The 22,509-nt window shown below is 72.7% G+C and carries 18 protein-coding genes; 11 read left to right on the forward strand and 7 right to left on the reverse strand.

Annotation, left to right across the window (positions count from 1 at the left end; genetic code table 11):
- Positions 1-337: SPOR domain-containing protein (locus ACFHYO_RS09290; RefSeq protein WP_394319933.1), on the forward strand; the 337-nt coding region annotated here is incomplete at its 5' end.
- Between the two features lie 59 nt (positions 338-396).
- Positions 397-1,380, forward strand: coding sequence for a beta-N-acetylhexosaminidase (gene nagZ, locus ACFHYO_RS09295; RefSeq protein ID WP_394319967.1), 984 nt, complete (start codon positions 397-399; stop codon positions 1,378-1,380).
- A 3-nt stretch (positions 1,381-1,383) separates the two neighbouring features.
- On the opposite strand, the gene ACFHYO_RS09300 is transcribed toward nagZ, so the two are convergent.
- Positions 1,384-2,076 carry an HAD-IA family hydrolase gene (locus tag ACFHYO_RS09300; RefSeq protein WP_394319935.1) on the reverse strand — a complete coding sequence of 231 codons (693 nt, stop codon included), beginning with the start codon at positions 2,074-2,076 and terminating at the stop codon, positions 1,384-1,386.
- Between the two features lie 96 nt (positions 2,077-2,172).
- Between ACFHYO_RS09300 and glmU the strand changes: the two genes are divergently transcribed.
- From glmU to ACFHYO_RS09315, 3 genes are all read left to right on the forward strand, one after another.
- Positions 2,173-3,588 carry a bifunctional UDP-N-acetylglucosamine diphosphorylase/glucosamine-1-phosphate N-acetyltransferase GlmU gene (gene glmU, locus ACFHYO_RS09305; protein ID WP_394319936.1) on the forward strand — a complete coding sequence of 472 codons (1,416 nt, stop codon included), beginning with the start codon at positions 2,173-2,175 and terminating at the stop codon, positions 3,586-3,588.
- A gap of 2 nt (positions 3,589-3,590) precedes the next feature.
- Complete coding sequence (glmS, locus tag ACFHYO_RS09310) at positions 3,591-5,408, forward strand: glutamine--fructose-6-phosphate transaminase (isomerizing) (protein ID WP_036711148.1); 1,818 nt, start codon at positions 3,591-3,593, stop codon at positions 5,406-5,408.
- A gap of 179 nt (positions 5,409-5,587) precedes the next feature.
- On the forward strand, positions 5,588-6,286 hold the full coding sequence (locus tag ACFHYO_RS09315; RefSeq protein WP_394319938.1) for a phosphatase PAP2 family protein: 699 nt from the start codon (positions 5,588-5,590) through the stop codon (positions 6,284-6,286).
- 910 nt (positions 6,287-7,196) lie between these two features.
- Here the strand turns inward: ACFHYO_RS09315 and urtE are convergent.
- The 5 genes from urtE to urtA form a co-directional block, all read right to left on the reverse strand.
- The gene (gene urtE, locus ACFHYO_RS09320) at positions 7,197-7,898 is read right to left on the reverse strand and encodes an urea ABC transporter ATP-binding subunit UrtE (RefSeq protein WP_394319940.1); all 702 of its coding nucleotides are present in this window, start codon (positions 7,896-7,898) and stop codon (positions 7,197-7,199) included.
- A gap of 14 nt (positions 7,899-7,912) precedes the next feature.
- Complete coding sequence (urtD, locus tag ACFHYO_RS09325; RefSeq protein ID WP_394319942.1) at positions 7,913-8,653, reverse strand: urea ABC transporter ATP-binding protein UrtD; 741 nt, start codon at positions 8,651-8,653, stop codon at positions 7,913-7,915.
- On the reverse strand, positions 8,650-9,873 hold the full coding sequence (urtC, locus tag ACFHYO_RS09330) for an urea ABC transporter permease subunit UrtC (protein ID WP_394319944.1): 1,224 nt from the start codon (positions 9,871-9,873) through the stop codon (positions 8,650-8,652). Before urtC ends, urtD begins: the two co-directional genes overlap by 4 nt.
- A gap of 15 nt (positions 9,874-9,888) precedes the next feature.
- Positions 9,889-12,102 (reverse strand): urea ABC transporter permease subunit UrtB, encoded by a 2,214-nt coding sequence (urtB, locus tag ACFHYO_RS09335; protein ID WP_394319946.1) that lies wholly within the window; start codon positions 12,100-12,102, stop codon positions 9,889-9,891.
- 530 nt (positions 12,103-12,632) lie between these two features.
- Complete coding sequence (gene urtA, locus ACFHYO_RS09340) at positions 12,633-13,916, reverse strand: urea ABC transporter substrate-binding protein (protein WP_394319948.1); 1,284 nt, start codon at positions 13,914-13,916, stop codon at positions 12,633-12,635.
- A gap of 411 nt (positions 13,917-14,327) precedes the next feature.
- Between urtA and ACFHYO_RS09345 the strand changes: the two genes are divergently transcribed.
- Genes ACFHYO_RS09345 through ACFHYO_RS09355 form a run of 3 tightly spaced genes read left to right on the forward strand, consistent with a single transcriptional unit; the run spans position 14,328 to position 17,650 of the window.
- On the forward strand, positions 14,328-15,488 hold the full coding sequence (locus tag ACFHYO_RS09345) for an isovaleryl-CoA dehydrogenase (RefSeq protein WP_394319950.1): 1,161 nt from the start codon (positions 14,328-14,330) through the stop codon (positions 15,486-15,488).
- A 54-nt stretch (positions 15,489-15,542) separates the two neighbouring features.
- Positions 15,543-16,094 carry a lysozyme inhibitor LprI family protein gene (locus ACFHYO_RS09350; protein WP_394319952.1) on the forward strand — a complete coding sequence of 184 codons (552 nt, stop codon included), beginning with the start codon at positions 15,543-15,545 and terminating at the stop codon, positions 16,092-16,094.
- Between the two features lie 2 nt (positions 16,095-16,096).
- Positions 16,097-17,650, forward strand: a complete 1,554-nt coding sequence (locus tag ACFHYO_RS09355) for an AMP-binding protein (protein ID WP_394319969.1) — start codon at positions 16,097-16,099, stop codon at positions 17,648-17,650.
- 77 nt (positions 17,651-17,727) lie between these two features.
- Here ACFHYO_RS09355 and ACFHYO_RS09360 read toward each other — a convergent pair whose 3' ends face one another.
- Positions 17,728-18,351 (reverse strand): OmpW/AlkL family protein, encoded by a 624-nt coding sequence (locus tag ACFHYO_RS09360; protein WP_036702674.1) that lies wholly within the window; start codon positions 18,349-18,351, stop codon positions 17,728-17,730.
- 236 nt (positions 18,352-18,587) lie between these two features.
- On the opposite strand from ACFHYO_RS09360, the gene ACFHYO_RS09365 reads away from it, so the two are divergent.
- From ACFHYO_RS09365 to ACFHYO_RS09375, 3 genes are all read left to right on the forward strand, one after another.
- Positions 18,588-20,192, forward strand: a complete 1,605-nt coding sequence (locus ACFHYO_RS09365) for a carboxyl transferase domain-containing protein (RefSeq protein WP_036734032.1) — start codon at positions 18,588-18,590, stop codon at positions 20,190-20,192.
- Positions 20,193-20,198: 6 nt separating this feature from the next.
- Positions 20,199-20,486, forward strand: coding sequence for a hypothetical protein (locus ACFHYO_RS09370; protein ID WP_394319954.1), 288 nt, complete (start codon positions 20,199-20,201; stop codon positions 20,484-20,486).
- Positions 20,487-20,568: 82 nt separating this feature from the next.
- The gene (locus ACFHYO_RS09375) at positions 20,569-22,500 is read left to right on the forward strand and encodes an ATP-binding protein (protein WP_394319956.1); all 1,932 of its coding nucleotides are present in this window, start codon (positions 20,569-20,571) and stop codon (positions 22,498-22,500) included.
- The last annotated feature ends 9 nt before the right edge of the window (positions 22,501-22,509 follow it).

Raw genomic sequence — 22,509 nt, forward strand, 5'->3', positions numbered from 1 at the left:
GCGGGCCAGCGCCGAGGCGGCCCCCGCGGCCACCCCGGACGCGGCCGAGCCGACCGCCGCTGCCGTCGCCCCGGCCGTGGTCAAGTCCGGCGCGCCGCTGGTCCAGATCGGCGCCTTCGACTCGGGCGCCATCGCCGAAAGCGAATGGAGCCGCGTGTCGGGCCGCTACGGCGACCTGTTCTCGGGCAAGTCGCCGCTTGTGCAGGAGCACAAGGCCGGCGGGCGCACCTTCTACCGCCTGCGTGTGGCCGGGTTCGAGACCCGCGACGAGGCGCGCAAGTTCTGCGCCGCGCTGATCGCCGCCGGCACCGACTGCATCCCCGCGGCGGCGAAGTGAGCCTGACGCCTGCGAATGCCGCCCCGCCCCCCTCGGGCGGGGCGTTCGCGTCCCCGGGTCTGGCGCACGGCGCCACGATCCTCGGCGTCGAGGGGCTGATGCTAGGCGCGGACGAACGCGCCTTCCTGCGCGAGGCCGATCCCTGGGGGTTCATCCTCTTCGCCCGCAACGTCGCCGACCCCGCGCAGCTCGCGCGCCTGACCGCCGATCTGCGCGAGGCGGTGGGCCGTGACGCGGTGGTGATGGTCGATCAGGAGGGCGGGCGCGTCCAGCGCCTCACCGCGCCGCACTGGACCGACTGGCCCGCGGCGATGGACTCGGCCGCCGACGGCGCCCGCGCGGTGGCGCTGCGCCACCGGCTGATGGGGCAGGAGCTGCGGGCGGTCGGCATCGACGCCGACGCGGCGCCCTGCCTCGACGTGGCGGACGCCGAGACCCATCCCTTCCTGCGCAACCGCTGCTTCGGCACCGACCCCGAGACCGTAGCCCGCATGGGCCGGGCGGCGGCCGACGGGCTCATGGCCGCGGGCGTGCTGCCGATCGTCAAGCACATGCCGGGGCACGGGCGGGCGCGGGTGGACAGCCACCACGACCTGCCGGTGCTCGACGTGGCGCTCGACGCGCTCGACGCCCGCGACTTCGCGCCGTTTCGGGCGCTCGCCGATCTGCCGCTGGGGATGACCGCGCATATCCGGCTGACGGCGCTCGACGACGGCCCGGCGACGGCCTCGCCCGCCGCCATCGCGCTGATCCGCGAGCGGATCGGGTTCGGCGGGCTTCTGATGAGCGACGACATCGGGATGAACGCGCTGTCCGGCACCCCGGCCGAGCGCGCCGCCGCCGCCATCGCCGCGGGTTGCGACCTCGTGCTGGTCTGCAACCTGACGCGGGCCGAGTTCGCCGCCGTGGCCGAGGCCGCAGGCCCGATGTCCGAAGCCGCCGCCGCCCGCGCGACGGCCGCTCTGGCCCGCCGCGGCCCGCCGGACGACGCCGACCCCGCCGCGCTCAGGGCCGAGCTCGACGCGCTGACCCGCCGCGCCTGAGCCTCAGCCGAGCCAGTCGCGCGCCAGCCCCGGCAGGGCGGCAAACTCCTCCAGCATCGCGTCCGGGCCGAGCCGCGCGATCCCCTCGCCCTCGGGTCCGAACCCGACCAGCGCCACCCGCACGCCCGCGGCGCGCGCGGTCCTGAGATCCGTCTCGGTGTCGCCGACCAGAAACGACCGCGCCACCGTGCCCCCGGCCCGCGCCACGCTTTCGGCGTAGGGGCGCGGGTCCGGCTTGCGCACCGGCAGCGTATCGGCCCCTACGAGCGCGGCGAACCGCTCCCGCACCCCCAGCGCGGCGAGCAGCCGCTCGGCCAGCGCCTCGGGCTTGTTGGTGCAGACGGCGAGCGCGTAGCCCGCCGCCGCCAGCGCCTCGAGCGCCGCCTCGGTGCCGGGATAAAGCCGCGTCGTGTCGGCAAGGCAGTTGCCGTAGTGGTCGAGCAGCAGCGGGAAATCCTCGTCCTCGGCGCCGGGCGGCAGCAGCATCTCGGCGGGCGCCCGCGCATAGCCCGCGCGCAGCATCGCCCGGCCGCCGTGAAAGGCGATGCCCGCATCCGCCACCGGGTCGAGCGGCCGCCCCAGCCCGCGCGCGGCCAGACAGGCGTTGGCCGCGGCGATGAGGTCGCCCGCCGTGTCGGCCAGCGTTCCGTCGAGGTCGAACACCACCGTCCCGCGATCCCTGCCGTTCTGCGTCACGCCCGTAACCTTTCGTCAAACCTTGTGAGCGGCCGCACCCTTTCACACCGCGCCCGGCGTGGCTAGAAGTCCCCGGACAAACGACGGGACGGCAGGATGATGGCGGACGAGCGCGCGGCCGGGCAGGGCCATTCGGAACATGTGGCCCCCGGGGACTCGCACGTCGCGTCCGCTGCGACGCAGCCGGTGGCGCTGGTGGTGCTGGCGGCGGGGCAGGGCAGCCGGATGCTGTCGGACCTGCCCAAGGTGCTGCACCGGCTGGGCGGCGTGCCGCTGGTCGGCCATGCCCTCGCCGCCGGGCGCAGCCTCGACCCCGCGCGGGTCGTCGTGGTCGCGGGGCACGGCGCCGAGGCGGTGACGAAGGCGGTCGGCAAGCTCGACCCCGAGGCGCAGGTGGCGCTGCAGGCCGAGCAGCTCGGCACCGGCCACGCGGTCGCGCAGGCGCTGCCGCTGCTCGAGGGGTTCGCGGGCCGGGTCGTGGTGCTTTACGGCGACACCCCCTTCATCTCGGCCGAGACGCTGGCGGCGCTGGCCGCGCACCCCGCCGACGTGGTCGTGCTGGGGTTCGAGGCCGCCGATCCCGGCCGCTACGGGCGGCTGATCGTCAAGGGCGACACGCTCGACCGGATCGTCGAGTTCAAGGACGCCGACGAGGCGACCCGGCAGGTCGCGCTCTGCAATTCGGGCGTGATGGCGGTCGAGGCGGCGCTGCTGGCCGATCTCGTCGGCCGGCTCGGCAACGACAACGCGGCGGGCGAATACTACCTCACCGACATCGTGGGCCTCGCCCGCGCCGAGGGGCGCACCGCGGCCGTGGTCACCTGCGACGAGGCCGAGACGCTGGGGATCAACACCCGCGCCGAACTCGCCGCCGCCGAGGCCGCGTTCCAGGCCCGCAAGCGCGCCGAGGCCGTCGAGGCGGGGGTGGCGCTGGCCGATCCCGCGACGGTCTGGTTCGCCCCCGACACCGCCATCGGCCGCGACGCGGTGATCGGGCAGAACGTGGTGTTCGGCCCCGGCGTGACGGTCGAGAGCGGGGCCGAGATCCTGCCCTTCTGCCACCTCGAGGGCTGTCACGTCAGCGCCGGCGCCACGGTCGGCCCGTTCGCCCGGCTGCGCCCGGGCGCGGAACTCGGCGGCGATGTCCATGTCGGGAACTTCGTCGAGATCAAGAACAGCGTGCTCGACGCCGGCGTGAAGGTCGGCCACCTCACCTATCTCGGCGACGCCCATGTGGGTGAGCGCGCCAACATCGGCGCGGGCACGGTGACCTGCAACTACGACGGCGTCGGCAAGCACCGGACCGAGATCGGCGCGGACGCCTTCATCGGCTCGGACACGATGCTGGTGGCCCCCGTCCGGGTCGGGGCGCGGGCGATGACCGGCTCGGGCTCGGTGATCACCGCCGACGTGCCCGACGACGCGCTGGGGCTCGGCCGCGCCCGGCAGGTGACGAAACCCGGCCTCGCGGCCCGCATCATGCAGGCGCTGCGCGCCGCCAAGGGACGATAATCATGTGTGGAATCATCGGCATCCTCGGCAACCATCAGGTCGGGCCGCAACTGGTCGAGGCGCTGCAGCGGCTCGAATATCGCGGCTATGACAGCGCCGGGGTGGCGACGGTGGACGACGCCGGGCGCCTCGACCGCCGCCGCGCGGTGGGCAAGCTCGTCAACCTCTCGGACCGGCTGGTGCTCGACCCGCTCGAGGGCCGCTCCGGGATCGGCCACACCCGCTGGGCCACCCACGGCGCCGCGACCGAGGGCAACGCCCACCCGCACCGCCACGGCCCGGTCGCGGTCGTCCACAACGGCATCATCGAGAACTTCCGCGAACTGCGCGCCGAGCTGGCCGCCGAGGGGATCGTCCCCGAAAGCGAGACCGACACCGAGACCGTGGCGCTGTTGACCGGGCACCACATGGCCCAGGGGATGGAACCGCTCGAGGCGGTGCGCGCGACGCTTTCGCGGCTGCGCGGGGCCTTTGCGCTCGCGTTCCTGTTCGAGGGCGAGGGCGACCTGATGATCGGTGCCCGCAAGGGCAGCCCGCTGGCGCTCGGGCATGGCGAGGGCGAGATGTTCCTCGGCTCGGACGCCATCGCGCTGGCGCCCTTCACCGACCTCGTGACCTATCTCGAGGACGGCGACCACGTGGTCCTGACCCGCGGCGGCGCGCAGGTCTACGATGCCGAGGGGCGGCTGGTGAATCGCGAGGCCGCGCGCATCGACGTGGGCACCACCGCTATCGACAAGGGCGGCTACCGCCACTTCATGGCTAAGGAGATCGCCCAGCAGCCCGGCGTGCTGGCCGACGCGCTGTCGCACTACATCAAGGACGGGCGGATCGTCCTGCCCGAGACCGTCGATTTCACCGGCGTCGAGCGTGTCACGCTGGTCGGCTGCGGCACCGCCTATTACGCCGCCTGGGTGGCTAAATACTGGTTCGAGCGGATCGCGGGCCTGCCGGCCGAGGTCGATGTCGCGTCCGAGTTCCGCTACCGCGAGCCGCCGCTGTCGCCGCGCTCGTGGGCGATCTTCGTCAGCCAGTCGGGCGAGACGGCGGACACGCTCGCGGCGCTGCACTACTGCAAGGACAAGGTGGCGCGGACGCTGGGGGTGGTGAACGTGGGCACCTCGGCCATCGCGCGCGAGGCTGACGTGGCGCTGCCGATCATGGCGGGGGTCGAGGTCGGCGTCGCCTCGACCAAGGCCTTCACCTGCCAGCTGGCGGTGCTGGCGGTGCTGGCGCTCAAGGCGGCGCAGGATCGCGGCGTGCTCGACCCGGCGTCGCTCTCGGCGCATCTGGATGACCTGCTGTCGATCCCGGCGCTGGTGAGCCAGGCGGTGGGGACGAGCGATGACTGCAAGCGGCTGGCGGGCTGGCTGTCCGAGGCGCAGGACGTGCTGTTCCTCGGCCGCGGCGCGCTCTATCCCATCGCCCTCGAGGGGGCGCTGAAGCTCAAGGAAATCAGCTACATCCACGCCGAAGGTTACGCGTCGGGCGAACTCAAGCACGGGCCCATCGCGCTGGTGGACCGGATGGTGCCGGTGGTGGTCGTGGCGCCGTCCGACCCGCTTTTCGAGAAGACCGTCTCGAACATGCAGGAGGTGATGGCGCGGCAAGGGCCCGTGCTGCTCGTCTCGGATGCCGAGGGGATCGCGGCGGCGGGCGAGGGGGTGCACGCGGCGCTGACGATGCCGGCCGGGGGCGGGGCGTTTGCGCCCATCGTCCATGCGGTGCCGATGCAGCTGCTGGCCTATCACACGGCGGTCGCCAAGGGGACCGACGTGGACCAGCCGCGCAACCTCGCCAAGTCGGTGACGGTCGAGTAGCGCCGCCCGGCGACCCCGGACAGGGCGGAAACGGCGATGCACGATCCCTGCAGGGTTCGTGGATCGTTCATGCGATGTTCATGCAAAGTTCATGCGAACGCCTCGCCGCGTGACCGGCCGCGGTGCAACCCGAGCGGCGCGTCGCGGGTTCGGTGGCGGCATCGCAAGGGGATCAGGCCATGAACGACCGCACAACCCGCGACACGGGCGCGCCGAAGGCAGACGAGGATGACGGCCTGATCGAGCGGATCGAGGCCGCAGACGTGGCGCTTTCGGAAGAGGCGGGGAAGCTGCGCGACCACCCGCTCGTCGAGGCGGCGGGCGCGGCGAGCGAGATCGCCGACCAGCCCCCCGCGCTTCAGCTCGCGGCCCTGGCGGTGGCGGCCGGGGTGCTCGCCGGGCGGCCGCGGCTGGCCGAGGGCGGGGTGCGGGCGTTCCTCGCCCTGACCGTGGCGATCCAGACCAAGGCGGCGATCAAGAAGGCGGTGGTGCGGACCCGGCCCTACAAGCTGCTGGACGAGGGGCATTACGAGACAGGCGTGGGCGGGCCGGATGAGCACCCCTACAACTCGTTCCCGTCGGGCCACACCGCGGACGCCTTTGCGGCGGCGCAGGCGATCGGGCGGGTGGCGCCGGGGCTGCGGGGTCCGGCGCTCGGTCTCGCGGCGCTGATCGGGCTGGTGCAGGTGCCGCGCGCGACGCATCACCTCGCGGATGTGGTGGCGGGCGCAGCGGTCGGCGTCGCCGCCGAGGCCGCCGTCGCGGCCGCGATGGGGGTGATCCCGCAAGAGGAGATGCGGCGGGTGCGGATGGGCGTGGCGCGGCGTTCGTGGCTGCCGGGCGCGGGGCGTGGCGAGGAGCGGACGAGTCGGGGGTGAGTGGGGCGGGAGGGCGGTGTCACCGCTTGGCTTCAAGAGACTCCGGGGGTGACATGCGGCCTGCGCACTAGCATCGCGTGCGCGGCGCGCCATGCCCCCGGGTTGGAGGCGCTGCCTCAGTTGGCGCTTGCCGGGGCGGCGATCCTTGTCAGCGGCTCTGATCCGTTAAGGGGGCTCTGCCCCCGCCGGCCCTGCGGGCCGACTCCCCCGGGATATTTGGGCAAGGAAGAATGGGCCGGTGGAGGGCGTTCATCGGAAGCTTGCAGGCAGGGCGGGGACGTCTGGCACAGGGTAGGTGTTGCTGCCTTCGGTGCCGAGAGCCGGCAAGAGAGCGGGGGCGCACATTATTAGCCTAGCGGGTTGGACGCGCAGGGGTGCAATGGCGCCGGACACGCGCCGCTCCCGCAATCAGACGAGAGCAATGGTGGGAACGGTCGGTGCCGGGCGTGTTGACCGAGAGGGGCGCTATGGCGCGTGATACACGTGGCTGCCGCGATCCGACGAGGGGGACGGCGCCGGCACGCCGCGCACAGCGTGTTGAGCGGCAGGGTATGCTACAGCGCCCGGGCTCGCGCAGCTCCCTGTGGGTCCCACGCTCAAAGGCTTACGGCGGTGTGCCGGACGGCGCGATGGCTTTGCCACGCCGGCCGGTTCCCTGGCACGCAAGGCTGCGGCGCGTGCAGGCATCCGTTCTGTTCCATCGCCAGCTAGGACGCGGAGCGTAGGTGCACGAACTACGGGGTCGTAGAGGTCGGGCAGGTCTTCTATCAGCCGCGCGCCAGCGCGTGCGAGCCTGAACTCGCCCTCCGCAGGCATCGTACAGGGCCTCAACCCACTTTTCCCATCCACCTCACCCTATCGCCGAGCGCACGCACCGTGCAGCGCCCTCACCCCACCGGACCCATCCACCTCACCCCATCGCCGACAGGCGCTGCCGCACCGCCTCGCGCTCCACCTCGGCGCGCGGGCCGGACAGCACCGCGCGGCCGCGGTCCATCACCGTGATGCGGTCGCCGAGTGACCAGGCGAAGTCGAAATACTGCTCGACCAGCACGATCGCCATCTCGCCCGCGTCGCGCAGCGCGGTGATGACCCGGCCGATCTGGGCGATGATGTTGGGCTGGATGCCCTCGGTCGGCTCGTCCATCAGCAGCACCTTCGGCCGGATCACCAGCGCCCGGGCGATGGCGAGCTGCTGCTGCTGGCCGCCCGACAGGTCGCCGCCGCGGCGGTGGGCCATCTCGGCCAGCACCGGGAAGCTGTCGTAGACCGCATCCGGCACCCGCCGCGCGCCGCGGGGCAGGCAGCCGAGCCCGGTCTCGAGGTTCTCGCGCACCGTCAGCATCGGGAAGATCGCCCGCCCCTGCGGCACATAGGCGACGCCCCGCCGGGCCATGCCCTGCGCCGTCACCCGCCCCAGCCGCTCACCCATCAGCCGCAGCTCGCCGCCCGAGCGGGGGTGGCGCCCGGCCAGCAGGTTCATCAGCGAGGTCTTGCCCACGCCGTTGTAGCCCATCACGCAGGCGACCTCGCCCGGGCCGGCGCTCAGCGACACGCCGTGCAGGATCTGGCTGCCGCCATAGTGCAGCGTCACGTTCTCGGCCTCGATCATCGCGGTTTCCTTCCCTAGCGGCCCAGATAGACGTCGATCACCTGCGCGTTGGCCGAGACGTGGTCGAGCGACCCCTCGGCCAGCACCGCGCCCTGGTGCAGCACGGTGACCTTGCAGTCGAGGCGGCGCACGAACTCCATGTCATGCTCGACCACCACCACGGCGCGGGTCTCGGCCAGACGGCGCAAGAGCGCCGTGGTCGCCTCGCGCTCGGCGAGCGTCATGCCGGCGGCGGGCTCGTCCACCAGCAGAAGCCGGGGTTCCGAGGCGAGCAGCATCCCGATCTCGAGCCATTGCTTCTGGCCGTGCGACAGCTCGCCCGCCTTGCGGTGAAGCTGGTCCCCCAGCCCGACCTCGGCCGCGAGCGCCGCCACCCGGGCGCGGCTGGCGGGCGTCGGGCGCCAGCGCAGCACCGCCAGCGGTCCCCGCGCGGCCTTGAGCGCGAGGGTCAGGTTCTCGGCCACGCTCTGATCCTCGAACACCGTGGGGCGCTGGAACTTGCGGCCGATGCCGGCGCGGGCGATGCGCGCCTCGGACATCCCGACCAGCGAGACCGAGCGCTCGCCCCAGAGCACGTCGCCCGTGTCGGGGCGGGTCTTGCCGGTCACGATGTCCATGAAGGTGGTCTTGCCGGCGCCGTTCGGGCCGATGATGGCGCGCAGCTCGGCCGGGCCGATGGCGAAGGAAAGGCCGTTGATGGCGCGGAACCCGTCGAAGGTCTTGCTGACGCCGGAAACCTCGAGAAGCGCGCTCATGCCTGGGCCTCGCGTTCGCGCAGCGCGCCGAGGTCGGGGCCGAGGTCGGCGCCGTGCCGGCGCGGGGGGCGCAGGCGCATGAGCGCATCCCAGAGCGACGAGAGCCCGCGCGGCGCCAGCAGCGTCACGGCGACGAAGCCGAAGCCGAGCAGCACCTGCCACCAGTCCACCCAGCGGATCGTCAGCGGCCCGAGGGTGAGGTCGGGGGCGCGGCCGCCGGTGAACCAGCTCGACAGCAGCGACACGGCGATGGCGCCGACGATGGCGCCGTAGATGCGCCCGCGCCCGCCGATCGCCACCCAGACGGCGAGGTAGATCGAGGCAATGGGCATCAGCTCGGCCGGGTTGATGATCCCCGCCTGCGGGTAATAGAGCGCGCCCGCCACCCCGCAGATCATCGCCGACAGGGTGAAGACGGTCAGCTTGAAGGTCTCGACCGGGTAGCCGAGGAAGCGGACCCGCGCCTCATCGTCGCGGATGGCGCGGATCACGCTGCCGAACTTGCCGCCGGTGATCCAGGTCGCGAGCACCATCCCGCAGGCGAGCGCAAAGGCCGAGGCCCAGAGGAAGCGGATCGAGATCACCGCCTGCGGCACGTCGGCCGCGCCGGGGATGTTCTGCAAGCCCGACAGCCCGTTGTTGCCGCGAAAGCCCGCGTCGTTCTGGAAGAGCCACAGCGCCAGCGCCAGCGTCATCGCCTGGGTCAGGATCGAGAGATAGACCCCGTTCACCCGCGCCCGGAAGGCCAGCCACCCGAAGAGCGCGGCGAGCAGTCCCGGCACGGCGAGGACGAGCACGAGCTGGGCGGGCAGGGAGTGGGCGAAGGCCCAGCTCCACGGCAGGTCGGTCGAGCCGACGACGCCGAAGATCTGCGCGGCGGTGCCCTGCGCCAGCTCGGCCGGGGTCGGCGGGATGGGGGCGGTGGCGAGGGTGGCGGCGACGCCCTCGGCGGTGCGGGCGTACATCAGCCACTGGCCGATCATGTAGCCGCCGAGCGCGAAGAAGGCCATGTGGCCGAGGGACAGGATCCCCGCGTAGCCCCAGACGAGGTCCATCGCCACCGCGGCGAGCGCGAGGCAGAGGGTCTTGCCCAGAAGCTTGACGGTCGAGGTGGCGAGCGCGCCCGAGCCGTAGGCCTCGGACCCCAGGGTGATGGCGAGCGTGGCGAGCGCCAGCAGCGTGAGCGCGGTGAGCAGCGCGGGGTGGCGGCGGATCAGCATGGGTGGGCCCCTCCCTCAGGCCGCGGCGGCCCGGCCCCGCTGCGGCATGATCCCGCGCGGCCGGAACTGGATGAAGACGATGATGAAGAGGATCATGAAGGTCTGCGCGGCGAGCGTGTTGCCGGGGTTCATGACCTCGATGCCCTTCTGCAGCCCGCCGATCAGCGCGGCCCCGGCGAGCGTCCCCCAGATGTTGCCGACCCCGCCCACGACGACCGTCATGAAGCTCTGCACGATGTAGTCGCTGCCGAGCTCGGACGTGACCTTGGCGAAGAGGCCGATGGCGACGCCCGCGATGCCGGCGATGCCCGAGCCCAGGCCGAAGGTCAGCATGGCGATGCGGTCGGGGTCGATCCCCATGCTGGCCGCCATGCCGGGGTTCTGGGTCACGGCGCGGACCTGCAGCCCCAGTCGGGTGCGGTTCATGATGACCACGAAGAGGGCGAGGAACATCAGCGCGAGGACGAAGATTGCCACCCGGATCGATGAGATCTGGATCGTCTCGCCCCCGCCGACCGACCCCTCGAGCCAGGCCGGCGCGGTCAGCGGCCGGGCCTGGGTGCCGAACACGTTCTTGGCGATCTGCTGCAGCGCGATGGACACCCCGAAGGTCGCCAGCAGCGTCTCGAGCGGGCGGCGGGCGAGGCGGCGGATGACGACGCGGTAGAGCACCACCCCGGCCAGCGCGGTGACGAGGAACGCCGCCGGCAGCGCCACGATCAGCGACAGCGTGCGGTTGGCGATCAGCGTCTGGACGACGTAGCCGGTATAGGCGCCCATCATGATGAACTCGCCATGCGCCATGTTGATGACGCCCATGACGCCGAAGGTGATGGCGAGGCCGATGGCGGCGAGGAAGTAGATCGAGGCCAGCGACAGCGCGTCGAGCGCGAGGTCGGCGGCCTGCGCCGCGCCCTGCCGGACCGCCATGCCGCGCAGGGCGGCGCGGGCAGCGTCGGTGACGGCGGGGTCCGGCTCGACATAGACATCGGCGAAGCGGTGGGCGGCCAGCGCCGTGTCGATCTCGGCCGTGGTGGCGGCGTCGGGGACGCGGCCTGCGGCGGCGAGCGCCTCGTAGGCGGCATCGCGGCGGGCGGGGTCCGCCAGTTCTGCGACGGGCACCCCGCCCACGGCGCCGTCCGAGATATGGGCGGCGAGCGCGGCCTTCTGCGCGGCGGGATCGAGGGGGGCGGGGGCGAGGCCCTGGTCCACGAGCAGCGCATAGGCGGCCTCGCGCCCGATGTCCTCGCCGGGGGTGAGGGTGGCGGCGACGTTGGCGCCCTCGGGCAGGGCGGGGGCGGCGATGCGGGTCGTGGCGAGGAGCGGGTTCAGCACCGCCTGGAAATCCGCCCCGGTGTCGCGGCCGAAGCTGTCGATGGCGGCGAGGCGCGCCGTCTGCTGGGTGTCGAAGCGGACGGTGAGCAGCCGCCCCAACCGGTCGCGGCGCTGGGCGAGGGCCGGGTCAGGCTCGGGCGCGGCCGAGCGGATGGCGGCGAGATGCGCGGCCTCGGGCGCGCGGGCGATGGCGTCAAGCGCGGCGGCGCGCCGGGCCGGGTCGGGGTCAGAAAGCTGCGCGGGCACCAGCGCCGCGGCGATCAGCGCGCGGACGCCGGAGTTGGGTTTCAGCACCTCCCACTCGGCGGTGACGGGGGCGCCGGTGAGGGCGTCGGTGGCGGTGTCGGGCGTGTCGGCCGCGACGATGACGAAGCGGCCGTCCTTGGTGCGGCCGAGGCGGCGGTCCTGCCAGGCGGCGAGCACGTCGGCCCCGCCGGCGGCGGCGAGGGCGGCGATGGCGGGGGCGACGGTCTGGCGCGAGGGGCGGGCGATCTGGTCGGCGTGGGCGGCGAGGGCTTCGGCGAGGGGGGCGGCGGGGGTGGCCGTTTCCGGGGATGCCGTGGGCGCTGCGGTAGGGTCAGCGGACGGCGCTGCGGCAGCGGTCGGTGAGGGGTCAGCCGGGGTCGCGGGGGAGTCGGTCGGCGCGGGGGTGGGGGCCGGTCCGGCCGTCGCCGGGGATGGAGTGGCGTCGACGGCTGGGGCGTCGGCGGGCGCCGCTGTGGGAGCCGCTGCGGGGTCAACCGTGGTCGCGGGTGCGGGCTCGGCGTCAGCAGGGGCCGCTGCGGGCGTCGCGGCTAATGGCGCTTCGACCGGCGTCCCCGAGGTGACCTGAGCCATCGCGGGAAGGGCGGGGAGCGCGAGCAGCACGAGAAGGGCGTGGATCAGGGGACGCATGGACCTGCCGAGGTTCAGGAGGGGGGCCTCGCCCCGGGCGCGGGTGAGGCGCTGCGGGGCGGAGCGGCGGTAAGGCGCGGGCCGCGAGGGTGGCCCGAGCCGCGGTCGGAGCGCGGGGCGATCAGGGCGCGGGGCGGCCTAGGCGAACCGCGCCGGGGGCGGTCCGAACGGTCGTTCCGCGGAGCCGGGGCGCTTGGCTGAGGCGCTGGTCAAACGGACCGGGCGCCGCCCGTGAGACGATCTGGCCGGTGGCGAGGGCTGCGTTCGACCGACTGTCTGTCGCCGCTCTTGGACCCTGACCGTCTGGCGACCCGCAGAGCCACCTTGGGAGGCCAACCGAGCGGGCCTTGGACCGGACGCTCCGCTGGGACTGAGCGGACCGAGGGCCAGCCGCTCCGCGGGCACCGATCGGGCCGCCGAAGAGACTCGGACCATCCCCGCACTTCCAAGGTGACCCGACCCATCAGACGCACCGTCAGCACGGGCAAACCCAGGGCAGGGGCGGCGCACGGGACGCCGCCCCGATCCCGTCAGTAGTTCGACTTCACCTGCACGCAGCTCTGCGTCTCGGTGTTCCACATCCCGCATTTCTTGCCCGGCCAGTCGGCGTCGAGCTTGGCGCTCTCGGGCAGGAAGTCGGTCCAGGCGTCGCCGGCGACCGGCTCGGTCTGGCTCACGATGTCGAACTGGCCGTCGTCGCGGATCTCTCCGATCAGCACCGGCTTGGTCAGGTGGTGGTTGGGCAGCACCTTGGCCACACCCCCGGTCAGGTTCGGCACCTCGACCCCCACGATCGCGTCCAGCACCTTGTCGGTGTCGGTGGACCCGGCCTTCTCGACCGCCTTGACCCAGGCCTCGAAGCCGAGCTTCGTCGCCTCCATCGGGTCGTTGGTCACGCGCTTGTCGTTGCCGGTGAACTTGTGCCAGCCCTCGATGAAAGCCTTGTTCTCGGGCGTGTCGGCCGACTGGAAGTAGTTCCAGGCCGCAAGGTGGCCGGCGAGGTTCTTGGTGTCGAGACCCGACAGCTCCTCCTCGCCGACCGAGAAGGCCATCACCGGGATGTCCTCGGCCGAGACGCCGGCGGCGGCGAGTTCCTTGTAGAAGCCCACGTTGGCGTCGCCGTTGATAGTCGAGACGACCCCGACCTTCTTGCCGTCCTTGCCGAGCGCCACCACGTCGGCCACGATCTTGGACCAGTCCGAGTGGCCGAAGGGCGTGTAGTTCACGAAGATGTCGCCCTGCGCCACGCCCTTGGACTTGAGGTAGCTTTCAAGGATCGTGTTGGTGGTGCGCGGATAGACGTAGTCGGTCCCGAGCAGCGCCCATTTCTCGACCCCGAGCTCGTCGGCCATGTAGTCCACGGCCGGGATCGCCTGCTGGTTCGGGGCCGCGCCGGTGTAGATGACGTTCTTCGAGGATTCCTCGCCCTCGTACTGGACGGGGTAGAAGAGCAGGCCGTTCAGTTCCTCGACGACCGGCAGCACCGACTTGCGGCTGACGCTGGTCCAGCAGCCGAAGATCGCGTCCACGCCCTGCACCGAGATCAGCTCGCGCGCCTTTTCCGCGAAGAGCGGCCAGTCCGAGGCGGGGTCCACGACCACCGCCTCGATCTTCTTGCCCAGCAGCCCGCCCTTGGCGTTCTGCTGGTCGACCATCATCAGGACCGTGTCCTTGAGCGTGGTTTCCGAGATCGCCATGGTGCCGGAGAGCGAGTGCAGCACGCCGATCTTGATCGTGTCGTCGGCCGCCGCGGCCGGTCCGGCGAGCGCCAGCGCCAGCGCGGCGCCGGCCATGAGGTGAGTGTAGCGGTTCATCCTGTCCCCTGTTCGCGGGCCGCGCGCCCCCCGTCCGCCCGCGGCAGGCGGGGCGGTGCAGGGTGTGTGCACGGTCGATTCGGTCTTTTTGGCAGCGGGCGGGCGGTCCGTCCCGGCAGGCTCGGGCGGCGCCCTTTGCACCTGCAGAAAGCCCGGCCGCGCGCCATGCGGCAACGCGGCACGATGCAATCGCGGTGCGGATTCCGCCGGTGGCGCTTTTCCGGTCGCGCTGCCGCGGGGGTTGCCGCCAAAACGGGCAGGCGGCGTTTCGCGCGGCCCGCGCGCGGCGCTGCGAAACCGCTTGCCGGGTGGGGCGGTGGGGCCGCTAAACTCTCTTGACCGGCGGGGGCGGGGTGCGTCATAACGCCGGTATCTGAACGGCCGTTCAATAACCGGGGAGGGGTTGCGCCGATGTTCACGCGCGGGATGGAATTCGATCTGGGCGAGGATGTGGGCGCGCTGCGCGAGATGGTGCACCGCTGGGCGCAGGACCGGCTGGGCCCGATCGCCGGGCGCGTGGACCGCGAGAACGTCTTTCCGGCCGAGCTGTGGCGCGAGATGGGCGAGCTGGGCCTGCTCGGGATCACCGTCCCCGAGGAATTCGGCGGCACCGGCATGGGCTACCTCGCCCACACCGTCGCGGTCGAGGAGATCGCCCGCGTCTCGCCGTCGATCAGCCTCAGCTACGGGGCGCACTCGAACCTGTGCGTCAACCAGCTCAAGCTGAACGGGACCGACGAGCAGAAGCGGAAATACCTGCCCAAGCTCTGCTCGGGCGAGCACGTCGGTGCGCTCGCCATGTCCGAGGAAGGCGCGGGTTCGGACGTGGTCGGCATGAAGCTTCGGGCCGAGAAGCGGAACGGCTACTACGTCCTCAACGGCTCGAAATACTGGATCACCAACGGGCCGGACGCCGACACGCTGGTCGTCTATGCCAAGACCGACCCCGAGTCGGGCAGCAAGGGCATCACCGCCTTCATCGTCGAGAAGGGGATCAAGGGGTTCACCCAGGGGCCGCATTTCGACAAGCTGGGGATGCGCGGCTCGAACACCGGCGAGCTGATCTTCGACAACGCCGAGGTGCCGTTCGAGAACGTGCTCGGCGCCGAGGGCAAGGGCGTGCGGGTGCTGATGTCGGGGCTCGACTACGAGCGCCTCGTGCTGTCGGGGATCGGGACCGGGATCATGGCCGCCTGCCTCGACGCGGTGCTGCCCTATGCGCGCGAGCGGCGGCAGTTCGGCCAGCCGATCGGGAACTTCCAGCTCATGCAGGGCAAGATCGCCGACATGTATGTCGCGATGAACACCGCCAAGGCCTATGTCTACGAGGTCGCCAAGGCCTGCGACGCGGGCAAGGTCACGCGGCAGGACGCGGCGGGGGCGGTGCTCTATGCCTCGGAACAGGCGATGGTGCAGGCGCACCAGGCGGTGCAGGCGCTCGGCGGGGCGGGGTTCCTGAACGATTCGACCGTGAGCCGGCTCTTCCGCGACGCCAAGCTGATGGAGATCGGCGCCGGCACCAGCGAGATCCGGCGGATGCTGATCGGCCGCGAGCTGATGGCGCTGGAGTGATGCGGACGGGCCCGGCCCTTGCGAGGCACGCCCGTGCGCCGCGGACCCGGTGCGATGCGGGGCGGTAGTCTCGCCCTGCTGGCGCTGCTGGGCGGCGCCCCGGCGCTGGCGCAGGCGCCGGCACCCGTGGGCGGGCCTTCCGAGGATGCGGCGGCGCTGGAGGCCTGCGTGAGCGAGGCCGAGGACGCCCATGCCTGCATCGGGGTTCTGTCGAGCGGCTGCCTGGGCGATCAGGCCGGCACGGTCGAGACGGTGGCGGCCTGCTATGACCGCGAGCGGGCGGCGTGGCAGGGTCGGCTCGACGCGGCGCTGGTGAGCCTGCGGGGCGATGCCGCCGCGGCAGATGCGGTGGGTGCCGCGCCCGAGCCCGGGATGGCCGGGACGGTGCCGACCGCCGCCCCCGCCGCCCCCCCGGGGCCGCGGCTTTCGGCGCTGACCCGGGCGCAGGACGCCTGGGCGGCGTGGCGGGCGGCGGAATGTGCGTGGTATGCGCAGGGCTTCGACCCCGAGGCCGCCACCGTCGCCACGGCCGAGTGCCGGATGCGCGGGGTGGCGCAGCGGGTGCTCTCGCTCGAGCCGCAGGGGCAGGCGGTGACGGGGCCATGACCATGCTGCGCCCGACCCTGCCGGACGGCGACTACGAGACCGCCCGCGCGGCGTTCCGTTGGGATCTGCCGGCGCGGATGAACATGGGCGCTCAGGTGGTCGATGCCCCCGCCGCGGCAGACCCCGCGGCGCCGGCGGTGCTGGACTGGGCCGAGGGGCGGGTGGCGGTGACGACGCGGGCGGCGCTGCGCGACATGACCGACCGGCTGGCGCACGCGCTCGCCGCCGCGCCGGGGGCGCGGATCGGGGTGCTGCGCACGCAGTCGGCCTGGACCGCGGCCGCCCATGCGGCGATCTGGAAATCCGGCGCGATCTCGGTGCCGCTCTTCAAGCTCTTCGGGGACGAGGCGCTGCGGCTGCGGCTGGGGGATGCGGGGATCGAGACGGTGATCACCGACCCCGAGGGGCGGGCGATGCTCGCGCCCTTCGGCCTCAGGGTGATCGTCCCCGAGGAGGACGCGCTGCCCGACGCGGGGCCCTTCGCCGCCGCCGCGACCTGTCCCGAGGACCCGGCGGTGATGATCTACACCTCGGGCACCACCGGCGCGCCCAAAGGGGCGCTGCACGGGCACCGGATGCTGGTCGGCCATCTGCCGGGCGTCGAGATGAGCCACGACCGCCTGCGCCCCGGCACGGACGTGCTGTGGACCCCGGCCGACTGGGCCTGGATCGGCGGGCTCTTCGACGTGGCGATGCCGGTGCTGGCGCTCGGCATCCCGGTCGTCGCCGCCCGGCTGCCGCGGTTCGACGCGGACGCCGCATCCCGGGTGATCGCCGATTGCGGCGTGACCGCGGCTTTCCTGCCGCCGACCGCGCTCAGGATGCTGCGGGCGGCGGGGGCGCGGATCGGTGGCCTGCGCTCGGTCGCCTCGGGCGGCGAGACGCTGGGCGCCGAGATGCTCGACTGGGGCCGCGAGGCGCTGGGGCTGACGATCAACGAGTTCTACGGCCAGACCGAGTGCAACATGGTCGCCTCGTCCGCGGCCTCGCTGTTTCCGCCCCGGCCGGGGAGCATCGGCAAGCCGGTGCCGGGTTTCGACGTGCAGGTGATCGACGCGGGTGGGACCCCCACGACGGGCGAGGGCGACATCGCCATCCGCCGCGGGGCGGCGTCGATGTTCCTCGGCTACTGGCAGAACCCCGCGGCGACGGACGGGAAGTTCCGCGGCGACTGGATGCTGACCGGCGACCGCGGGGTGATCGAGGACGGCTATCTGCGCTTCGTCGGCCGCGACGACGACGTGATCACCTCGGCCGGCTATCGCATCGGCCCGTCCGAGATCGAGGACGTGCTGCTCAAGCACCCCGCCGTCGCCGCCGCGGGGGTGATCGGGCGCCCCGATCCGCTGCGGACCGAGATCGTGGTGGCGTATGTCGTGTTGCGCGCGGGGCAGGCGCCCTCGGACGCGCTCGCCGCGGAGTTGCAGGACCACGCCCGGGTCCATTGCGCGGCGCATTCCTATCCGCGCGAGGTGCGGTTCCTCGACGCGCTGCCGATGACCGTCACCGGCAAGGTGATGCGGCGCGAGCTGCGCCGGCTGGCGGAGGGGTCATGAGCGCCGTCCGCCCCCCTGAAACGAGACGACGCGCCACGGGGGCGCGCCGTCCGGGAGACCGCGGGGAAGCTGGCGGGTCAGAATTTCATCACATAGGCCGCCTGCACGACCAGCGGGTCGATCTCGACCGTGCCGACCTTGGCGCCGTTCAGATAGACGTCGCTGTCGATATCGATCCAGCGCAGCGTGCCGCGGATCGCCGACTTGTCGTTCACCCAGTAGTCCGCCCCGGCCTGCAGCGCGACGCCGAAGCTGTGCTTGAGGTCGAGGTCGGCCCCGGCCAGCGGGCCGCTGGTCTTCTCGCCCCAGAAGCTGGTCCAGTTCAGACCGGCGCCGATGTAGGGCTTGAACGGGGTGTTCGTCTCGAAGTGATAGTTGAGGCTCAGCGTCGGCGGCAGGTGCTTGACGGTGCCGACCTTGCCCACGCCGTCGAACTTGACCTCGTGCTCGAAGGGGGTCGCGGCCAGCAGCTCGACGCCGACGTTGTCGCGCACGAAGTATTCCAGCGTCAGCGAGGGGCGCACGTCGTTGCCGACCTCGGTGTCATAGGTCCCCGCGAGCCGGCCGTTGTCGCCCTTGGGCTGCACGCTGGCCGCGCCGATGCCGACCGTCCATTCGCCCGCCGACTGCGCCAGCGCCGGCCCGGCCAGCAGCGCGGCCGCCAGGGCCACGGGGATCAAGGTTGCGCGAGGGGTGGTCATCGTCGTTCTCCGTCGTTCAGTGAAGTGGCGTTCGGTCGGGTGGCGGGCCGGGCGTCGCCCGTGCCTGATGCTGCGGACGTGAACGATTCCGCGGCCTTGCTGCATGATCTGGATCAATCCGGCGCCGCGAACCCGGCCCCTGCGACAGTGCGCCGCGCCCCGCGTCGGAACGGGTGCCGCTGCGCGCCCCCGCCGTTCCCCTTGCCCGACCGTTTGCCTTCCGAGGAGTCCGCCGCATGAAACTCAAGACCTCTGCCCTGCCGTCGTCGGAGGCGTTCCGCGCCAACCGCGCCGCCCATCTCGAGATGCTGGCCACGATCCGGGCCGCGGCCGAGGCGGCGGCCGGTGGGGGCGGGGCCGAGGCGCTCGCCCGCCACACCAGCCGCGGCAAGATGCCCCCGCGCGAGCGCGTGGCGAACCTGCTCGACCCCGGCTCGCCGTTCCTCGAGATCGGGGCGACGGCGGCGCACGGGATGTATGACGGGGCCGCGCCCGGCGCGGGCGTGATCGCCGGGGTGGGGCGGGTCCACGGGCAGGACGTGATGGTGGTCGCCAACGACGCCACGGTGAAGGGCGGCACCTACTACCCGATGACGGTCAAGAAGCACCTGCGCGCGCAGGAGATCGCGGGCGAGTGCCGGTTGCCCTGCATCTACCTCGTCGATTCGGGCGGGGCGAACCTGCCCAACCAGGACGAGGTGTTCCCGGACCGCGAGCATTTCGGCCGCATCTTCTACAACCAGGCCAATCTCTCGGCCAAGGGGATCGCGCAGATCGCCGTGGTCATGGGCTCCTCGACCGCAGGCGGGGCCTACGTGCCGGCGATGTGCGACGTGTCGATCATCGTGCGGAACCAGGGGACGATCTTCCTCGCCGGTCCGCCGCTGGTGAAGGCCGCGACGGGCGAGGTCGTCAGCGCCGAGGACCTCGGCGGCGGCGACGTGCACACGCGCCTCTCGGGCGTCGCGGATTACCTGGCCGAGGACGACACCCACGCGCTGGCGCTGGCGCGGCGCGCGGTCAGCCACCTCAACCGCCGCCTGCCCGAGACGGTGGTGTGGCAGGCGCCCGAGCCGCCCGCCTACGACCCCGACGAGATCCTGGGTGTGGTGCCCGCCGACCTGCGCACCCCCTATGACATCCGCGAGGTCATCGCGCGGGTGGTGGACGGTTCGCGCTTCGACGAGTTCAAGCCGCGCTTCGGCGAGACGCTGGTGACGGGCTTCGCCCATCTCGAGGGCTGCCCGGTCGGCATCGTCGCCAACAACGGGGTGCTGTTTTCCGAGGCCGCGATCAAGGGCGCGCATTTCATCGAGCTCTGCTCGCAGCGCGGCATCCCGCTGGTCTTCCTGCAGAACATCACCGGCTTCATGGTCGGGCGGAAATACGAGAACGAGGGCATCGCCCGCCACGGCGCCAAGATGGTGACGGCGGTGGCGACGACCGCGGTGCCCAAGATCACCATGCTGGTCGGCGGCAGCTTCGGGGCCGGCAACTACGGCATGGCGGGGCGCGCCTATTCGCCGCGCTTCCTGTGGACCTGGCCCAACAGCCGCATCTCGGTCATGGGCGGCGAGCAGGCGGCGGGCGTGCTCGCCACCGTCCGGCGCGAGGGGATCGAGCGGAAGGGCGGGACCTGGTCGGCCGAGGACGAGGCCGAGTTCAAGCGCCCGACGATCGAGATGTTCGACCGCCAGTCGCACCCGCTCTATGCCTCGGCCCGGCTCTGGGACGACGGGGTGGTGGACCCCCGCAAGACCCGCGACGTGCTGGCGCTGTCGCTCAGGGCCAGTCTCAATGCGCCGATCGAACCCACGCGCTTCGGCGTCTTCAGGATGTGAGGGATCATGTTCAAGGGCAAGATTGCCGGGGCCTACCCGGTCGTTCACAGGGGCGCCGCGCGCGCCGGTCTCGCGGTCGCGGACGCCGAGGGCACGGCCCGTCCGGGCCAGCGCTTCCACGCCGCCGGGGCCGAGTACGAGGTCGAGGCGATGATCGAGCATCGCCCGGACGCGCCGGATTTTCCGCTGCCCGCGGGGCGGGTGGTCACGCTGATCGTGACGCCCGACGCGCGGCTGTTCGACGACCCCGCCGGGCTGACCGGCACGACGCTCAGCCTGGGGTCGCCGACGTGAGGCGCGCCGGCTGCGTCTCGATCCACATTCTCCGGGGGCCCGGGCGGCGCCCCGGGTCCTGCGCCGTCACGAGAGGAACGCCATGTTCAGCAAGATCCTGATCGCCAACCGCGGCGAGATCGCCTGCCGCGTCATGGACAGCTGCCGCCGGATGGGGGTGGCGACCGTGGCCGTCTATTCCGACGCCGACCGCGGCGCGCGCCACGTGGCGCTGGCCGACGAGGCGGTTCACATCGGCGGCCCGGCGCCCAAGGACAGCTACCTGCGCGGCGACGCGATCATCGAGGCGGCGCTGGCGACAGGCGCCGAGGCGATCCACCCGGGCTACGGGTTCCTGTCCGAGAACCCCGAGTTCGTGGACGCGGTCGAGGCGGCGGGGCTGGTCTTCATCGGCCCCTCGGCCAAGGCGATCCGCGCCATGGGCCTCAAGGACGCCGCCAAGGCGCTGATGGAGGAGGCGGGCGTCCTGGTCGTCCCCGGCTATCACGGCGAGAACCAGGACGCGGCGCATCTGGCCGCCGAGGCGGACCGGATCGGCTATCCGGTGCTGATCAAGGCCGTGGCGGGCGGCGGCGGCAAGGGGATGCGCCGGGTCGACGCGCCCCAGGGCTTCGCCGAGGCGCTTTCCAGCGCCCAGGGCGAGGCGCAGACGGCCTTCGGCAACCCCGCCGTGCTGATCGAGAAATACGTGACCGCCCCCCGCCACATCGAGGTGCAGGTGTTCGGCGACGGCCAGCGCGCGGTGCATCTCTTCGAGCGCGACTGCTCGCTGCAGCGCCGCCACCAGAAGGTGATCGAGGAGGCCCCGGCCCCCGGCATGACGCCCGAAGTCCGCGCCGCGATGGGCGCCGCCGCGGTGCGCGCGGCCGAGGCCATCGGCTACGCGGGCGCCGGCACCATCGAGTTCATCGTCGACGGCAGCCACGGCCTGCGGCCGGACGGGTTCTGGTTCATGGAGATGAACACCCGGCTTCAGGTCGAGCACCCGGTGACCGAGGCGATCACCGGCATCGACCTCGTGGAGTGGCAGCTGCGCGTGGCGAGCGGCGAGCCGCTGCCCGCCCGCCAGCAGGACCTCACGATCCGCGGCCACGCCTTCGAGGCGCGGCTTTACGCCGAGGACGTGCCGGCAGGGTTCCTGCCCGCGACCGGGCGGCTCGCGCATCTGCGCTTCGCGGACGGCGCGCGCAACGAGACCGGGGTGCGGCAGGGGGATGCGATCTCGCCCTGGTACGACCCGATGATCGCCAAGATCGTGACCCACGGGCCGACGCGCGCCATCGCGCTGCGGGCGCTGGAACAGGCGCTCGTCGATACCGAGGTGGCGGGGACGGTGACGAACCTCGATTTCCTCATCGCGCTGACCCGCCACGAGGGGTTCCGCGCGGGCGAGGTCGACACCGGGCTGATCGCCCGCGATCTCGACGCGCTGCTCGACCAGGCCGAGCCCTCGCCCGAGACCCGCGCTCTGGCCGCGCTCGGCGTCGCCGGGCTGCACGATCCGGCGGTGCGGGGGGGCGTGACGCTCTGGGCGCCGCTGCGCCGCACGGTGACGTGGGACGGGGGCGAGGGCGTCGTCGAGGTGCTGGGCCCCGGAGCGGCGCGGGTCACGCTGGACGGTACGGTGCATGAGGTCGCGCACGAGGGCGGGCGCTGGTGGGTGAATGGCGCGCCGCGCCGCTCGCGCATCGTGACCCATCCGGCGGGGGTCAGCGTCTTCGGCGGGCGCTCTCTGACGCTGGTGCCGCAGGACCCGCTCGACCGGCAGGCCGAGGCGGCGGGGGGCGGGCTGACGCTCTCGCCCATGCCGGGGCTGGTCAAGGCGGTCTTCGTCGCGGCGGGCCAAGCGGTGGCGGCGGGCGACCGGCTGGCCATCCTTGAGGCGATGAAGATGGAGCACACGCTGACCGCCGCCCGCGACGGTGTGGTGGCCGAGGTGCTGGCGGCGGCGGGCGATCAGGTCGAGGCCGGCGCGCCGCTGATCCGGCTGGCGGACGAGGAGGCCGCGGCGTGACCCGCCGCC

The sequence above is a fragment of the Paracoccus panacisoli genome (genome assembly GCF_042435015.1).
In the GTDB taxonomy this organism is placed as follows: domain Bacteria; phylum Pseudomonadota; class Alphaproteobacteria; order Rhodobacterales; family Rhodobacteraceae; genus Paracoccus; species Paracoccus panacisoli.

Coding starts and splice junctions, on each gene's coding strand:
- glmU (WP_394319936.1), top strand. CDS start 2,173: ATGATGGCGGACGAGCGCGCGGCCGGGCAGGGCCATTCGGAACATGTG.
- glmS (WP_036711148.1), top strand. CDS start 3,591: ATGTGTGGAATCATCGGCATCCTCGGCAACCATCAGGTCGGGCCGCAA.
- ACFHYO_RS09315 (WP_394319938.1), top strand. CDS start 5,588: ATGAACGACCGCACAACCCGCGACACGGGCGCGCCGAAGGCAGACGAG.
- urtE (WP_394319940.1), bottom strand. CDS start 7,898: ATGATCGAGGCCGAGAACGTGACGCTGCACTATGGCGGCAGCCAGATC.
- urtD (WP_394319942.1), bottom strand. CDS start 8,653: ATGAGCGCGCTTCTCGAGGTTTCCGGCGTCAGCAAGACCTTCGACGGG.
- urtC (WP_394319944.1), bottom strand. CDS start 9,873: ATGCTGATCCGCCGCCACCCCGCGCTGCTCACCGCGCTCACGCTGCTG.
- urtB (WP_394319946.1), bottom strand. CDS start 12,102: ATGCGTCCCCTGATCCACGCCCTTCTCGTGCTGCTCGCGCTCCCCGCC.
- urtA (WP_394319948.1), bottom strand. CDS start 13,916: ATGAACCGCTACACTCACCTCATGGCCGGCGCCGCGCTGGCGCTGGCG.
- ACFHYO_RS09345 (WP_394319950.1), top strand. CDS start 14,328: ATGTTCACGCGCGGGATGGAATTCGATCTGGGCGAGGATGTGGGCGCG.
- ACFHYO_RS09350 (WP_394319952.1), top strand. CDS start 15,543: ATGCGGGGCGGTAGTCTCGCCCTGCTGGCGCTGCTGGGCGGCGCCCCG.
- ACFHYO_RS09355 (WP_394319969.1), top strand. CDS start 16,097: ATGCTGCGCCCGACCCTGCCGGACGGCGACTACGAGACCGCCCGCGCG.
- ACFHYO_RS09360 (WP_036702674.1), bottom strand. CDS start 18,351: ATGACCACCCCTCGCGCAACCTTGATCCCCGTGGCCCTGGCGGCCGCG.
- ACFHYO_RS09365 (WP_036734032.1), top strand. CDS start 18,588: ATGAAACTCAAGACCTCTGCCCTGCCGTCGTCGGAGGCGTTCCGCGCC.
- ACFHYO_RS09370 (WP_394319954.1), top strand. CDS start 20,199: ATGTTCAAGGGCAAGATTGCCGGGGCCTACCCGGTCGTTCACAGGGGC.
- ACFHYO_RS09375 (WP_394319956.1), top strand. CDS start 20,569: ATGTTCAGCAAGATCCTGATCGCCAACCGCGGCGAGATCGCCTGCCGC.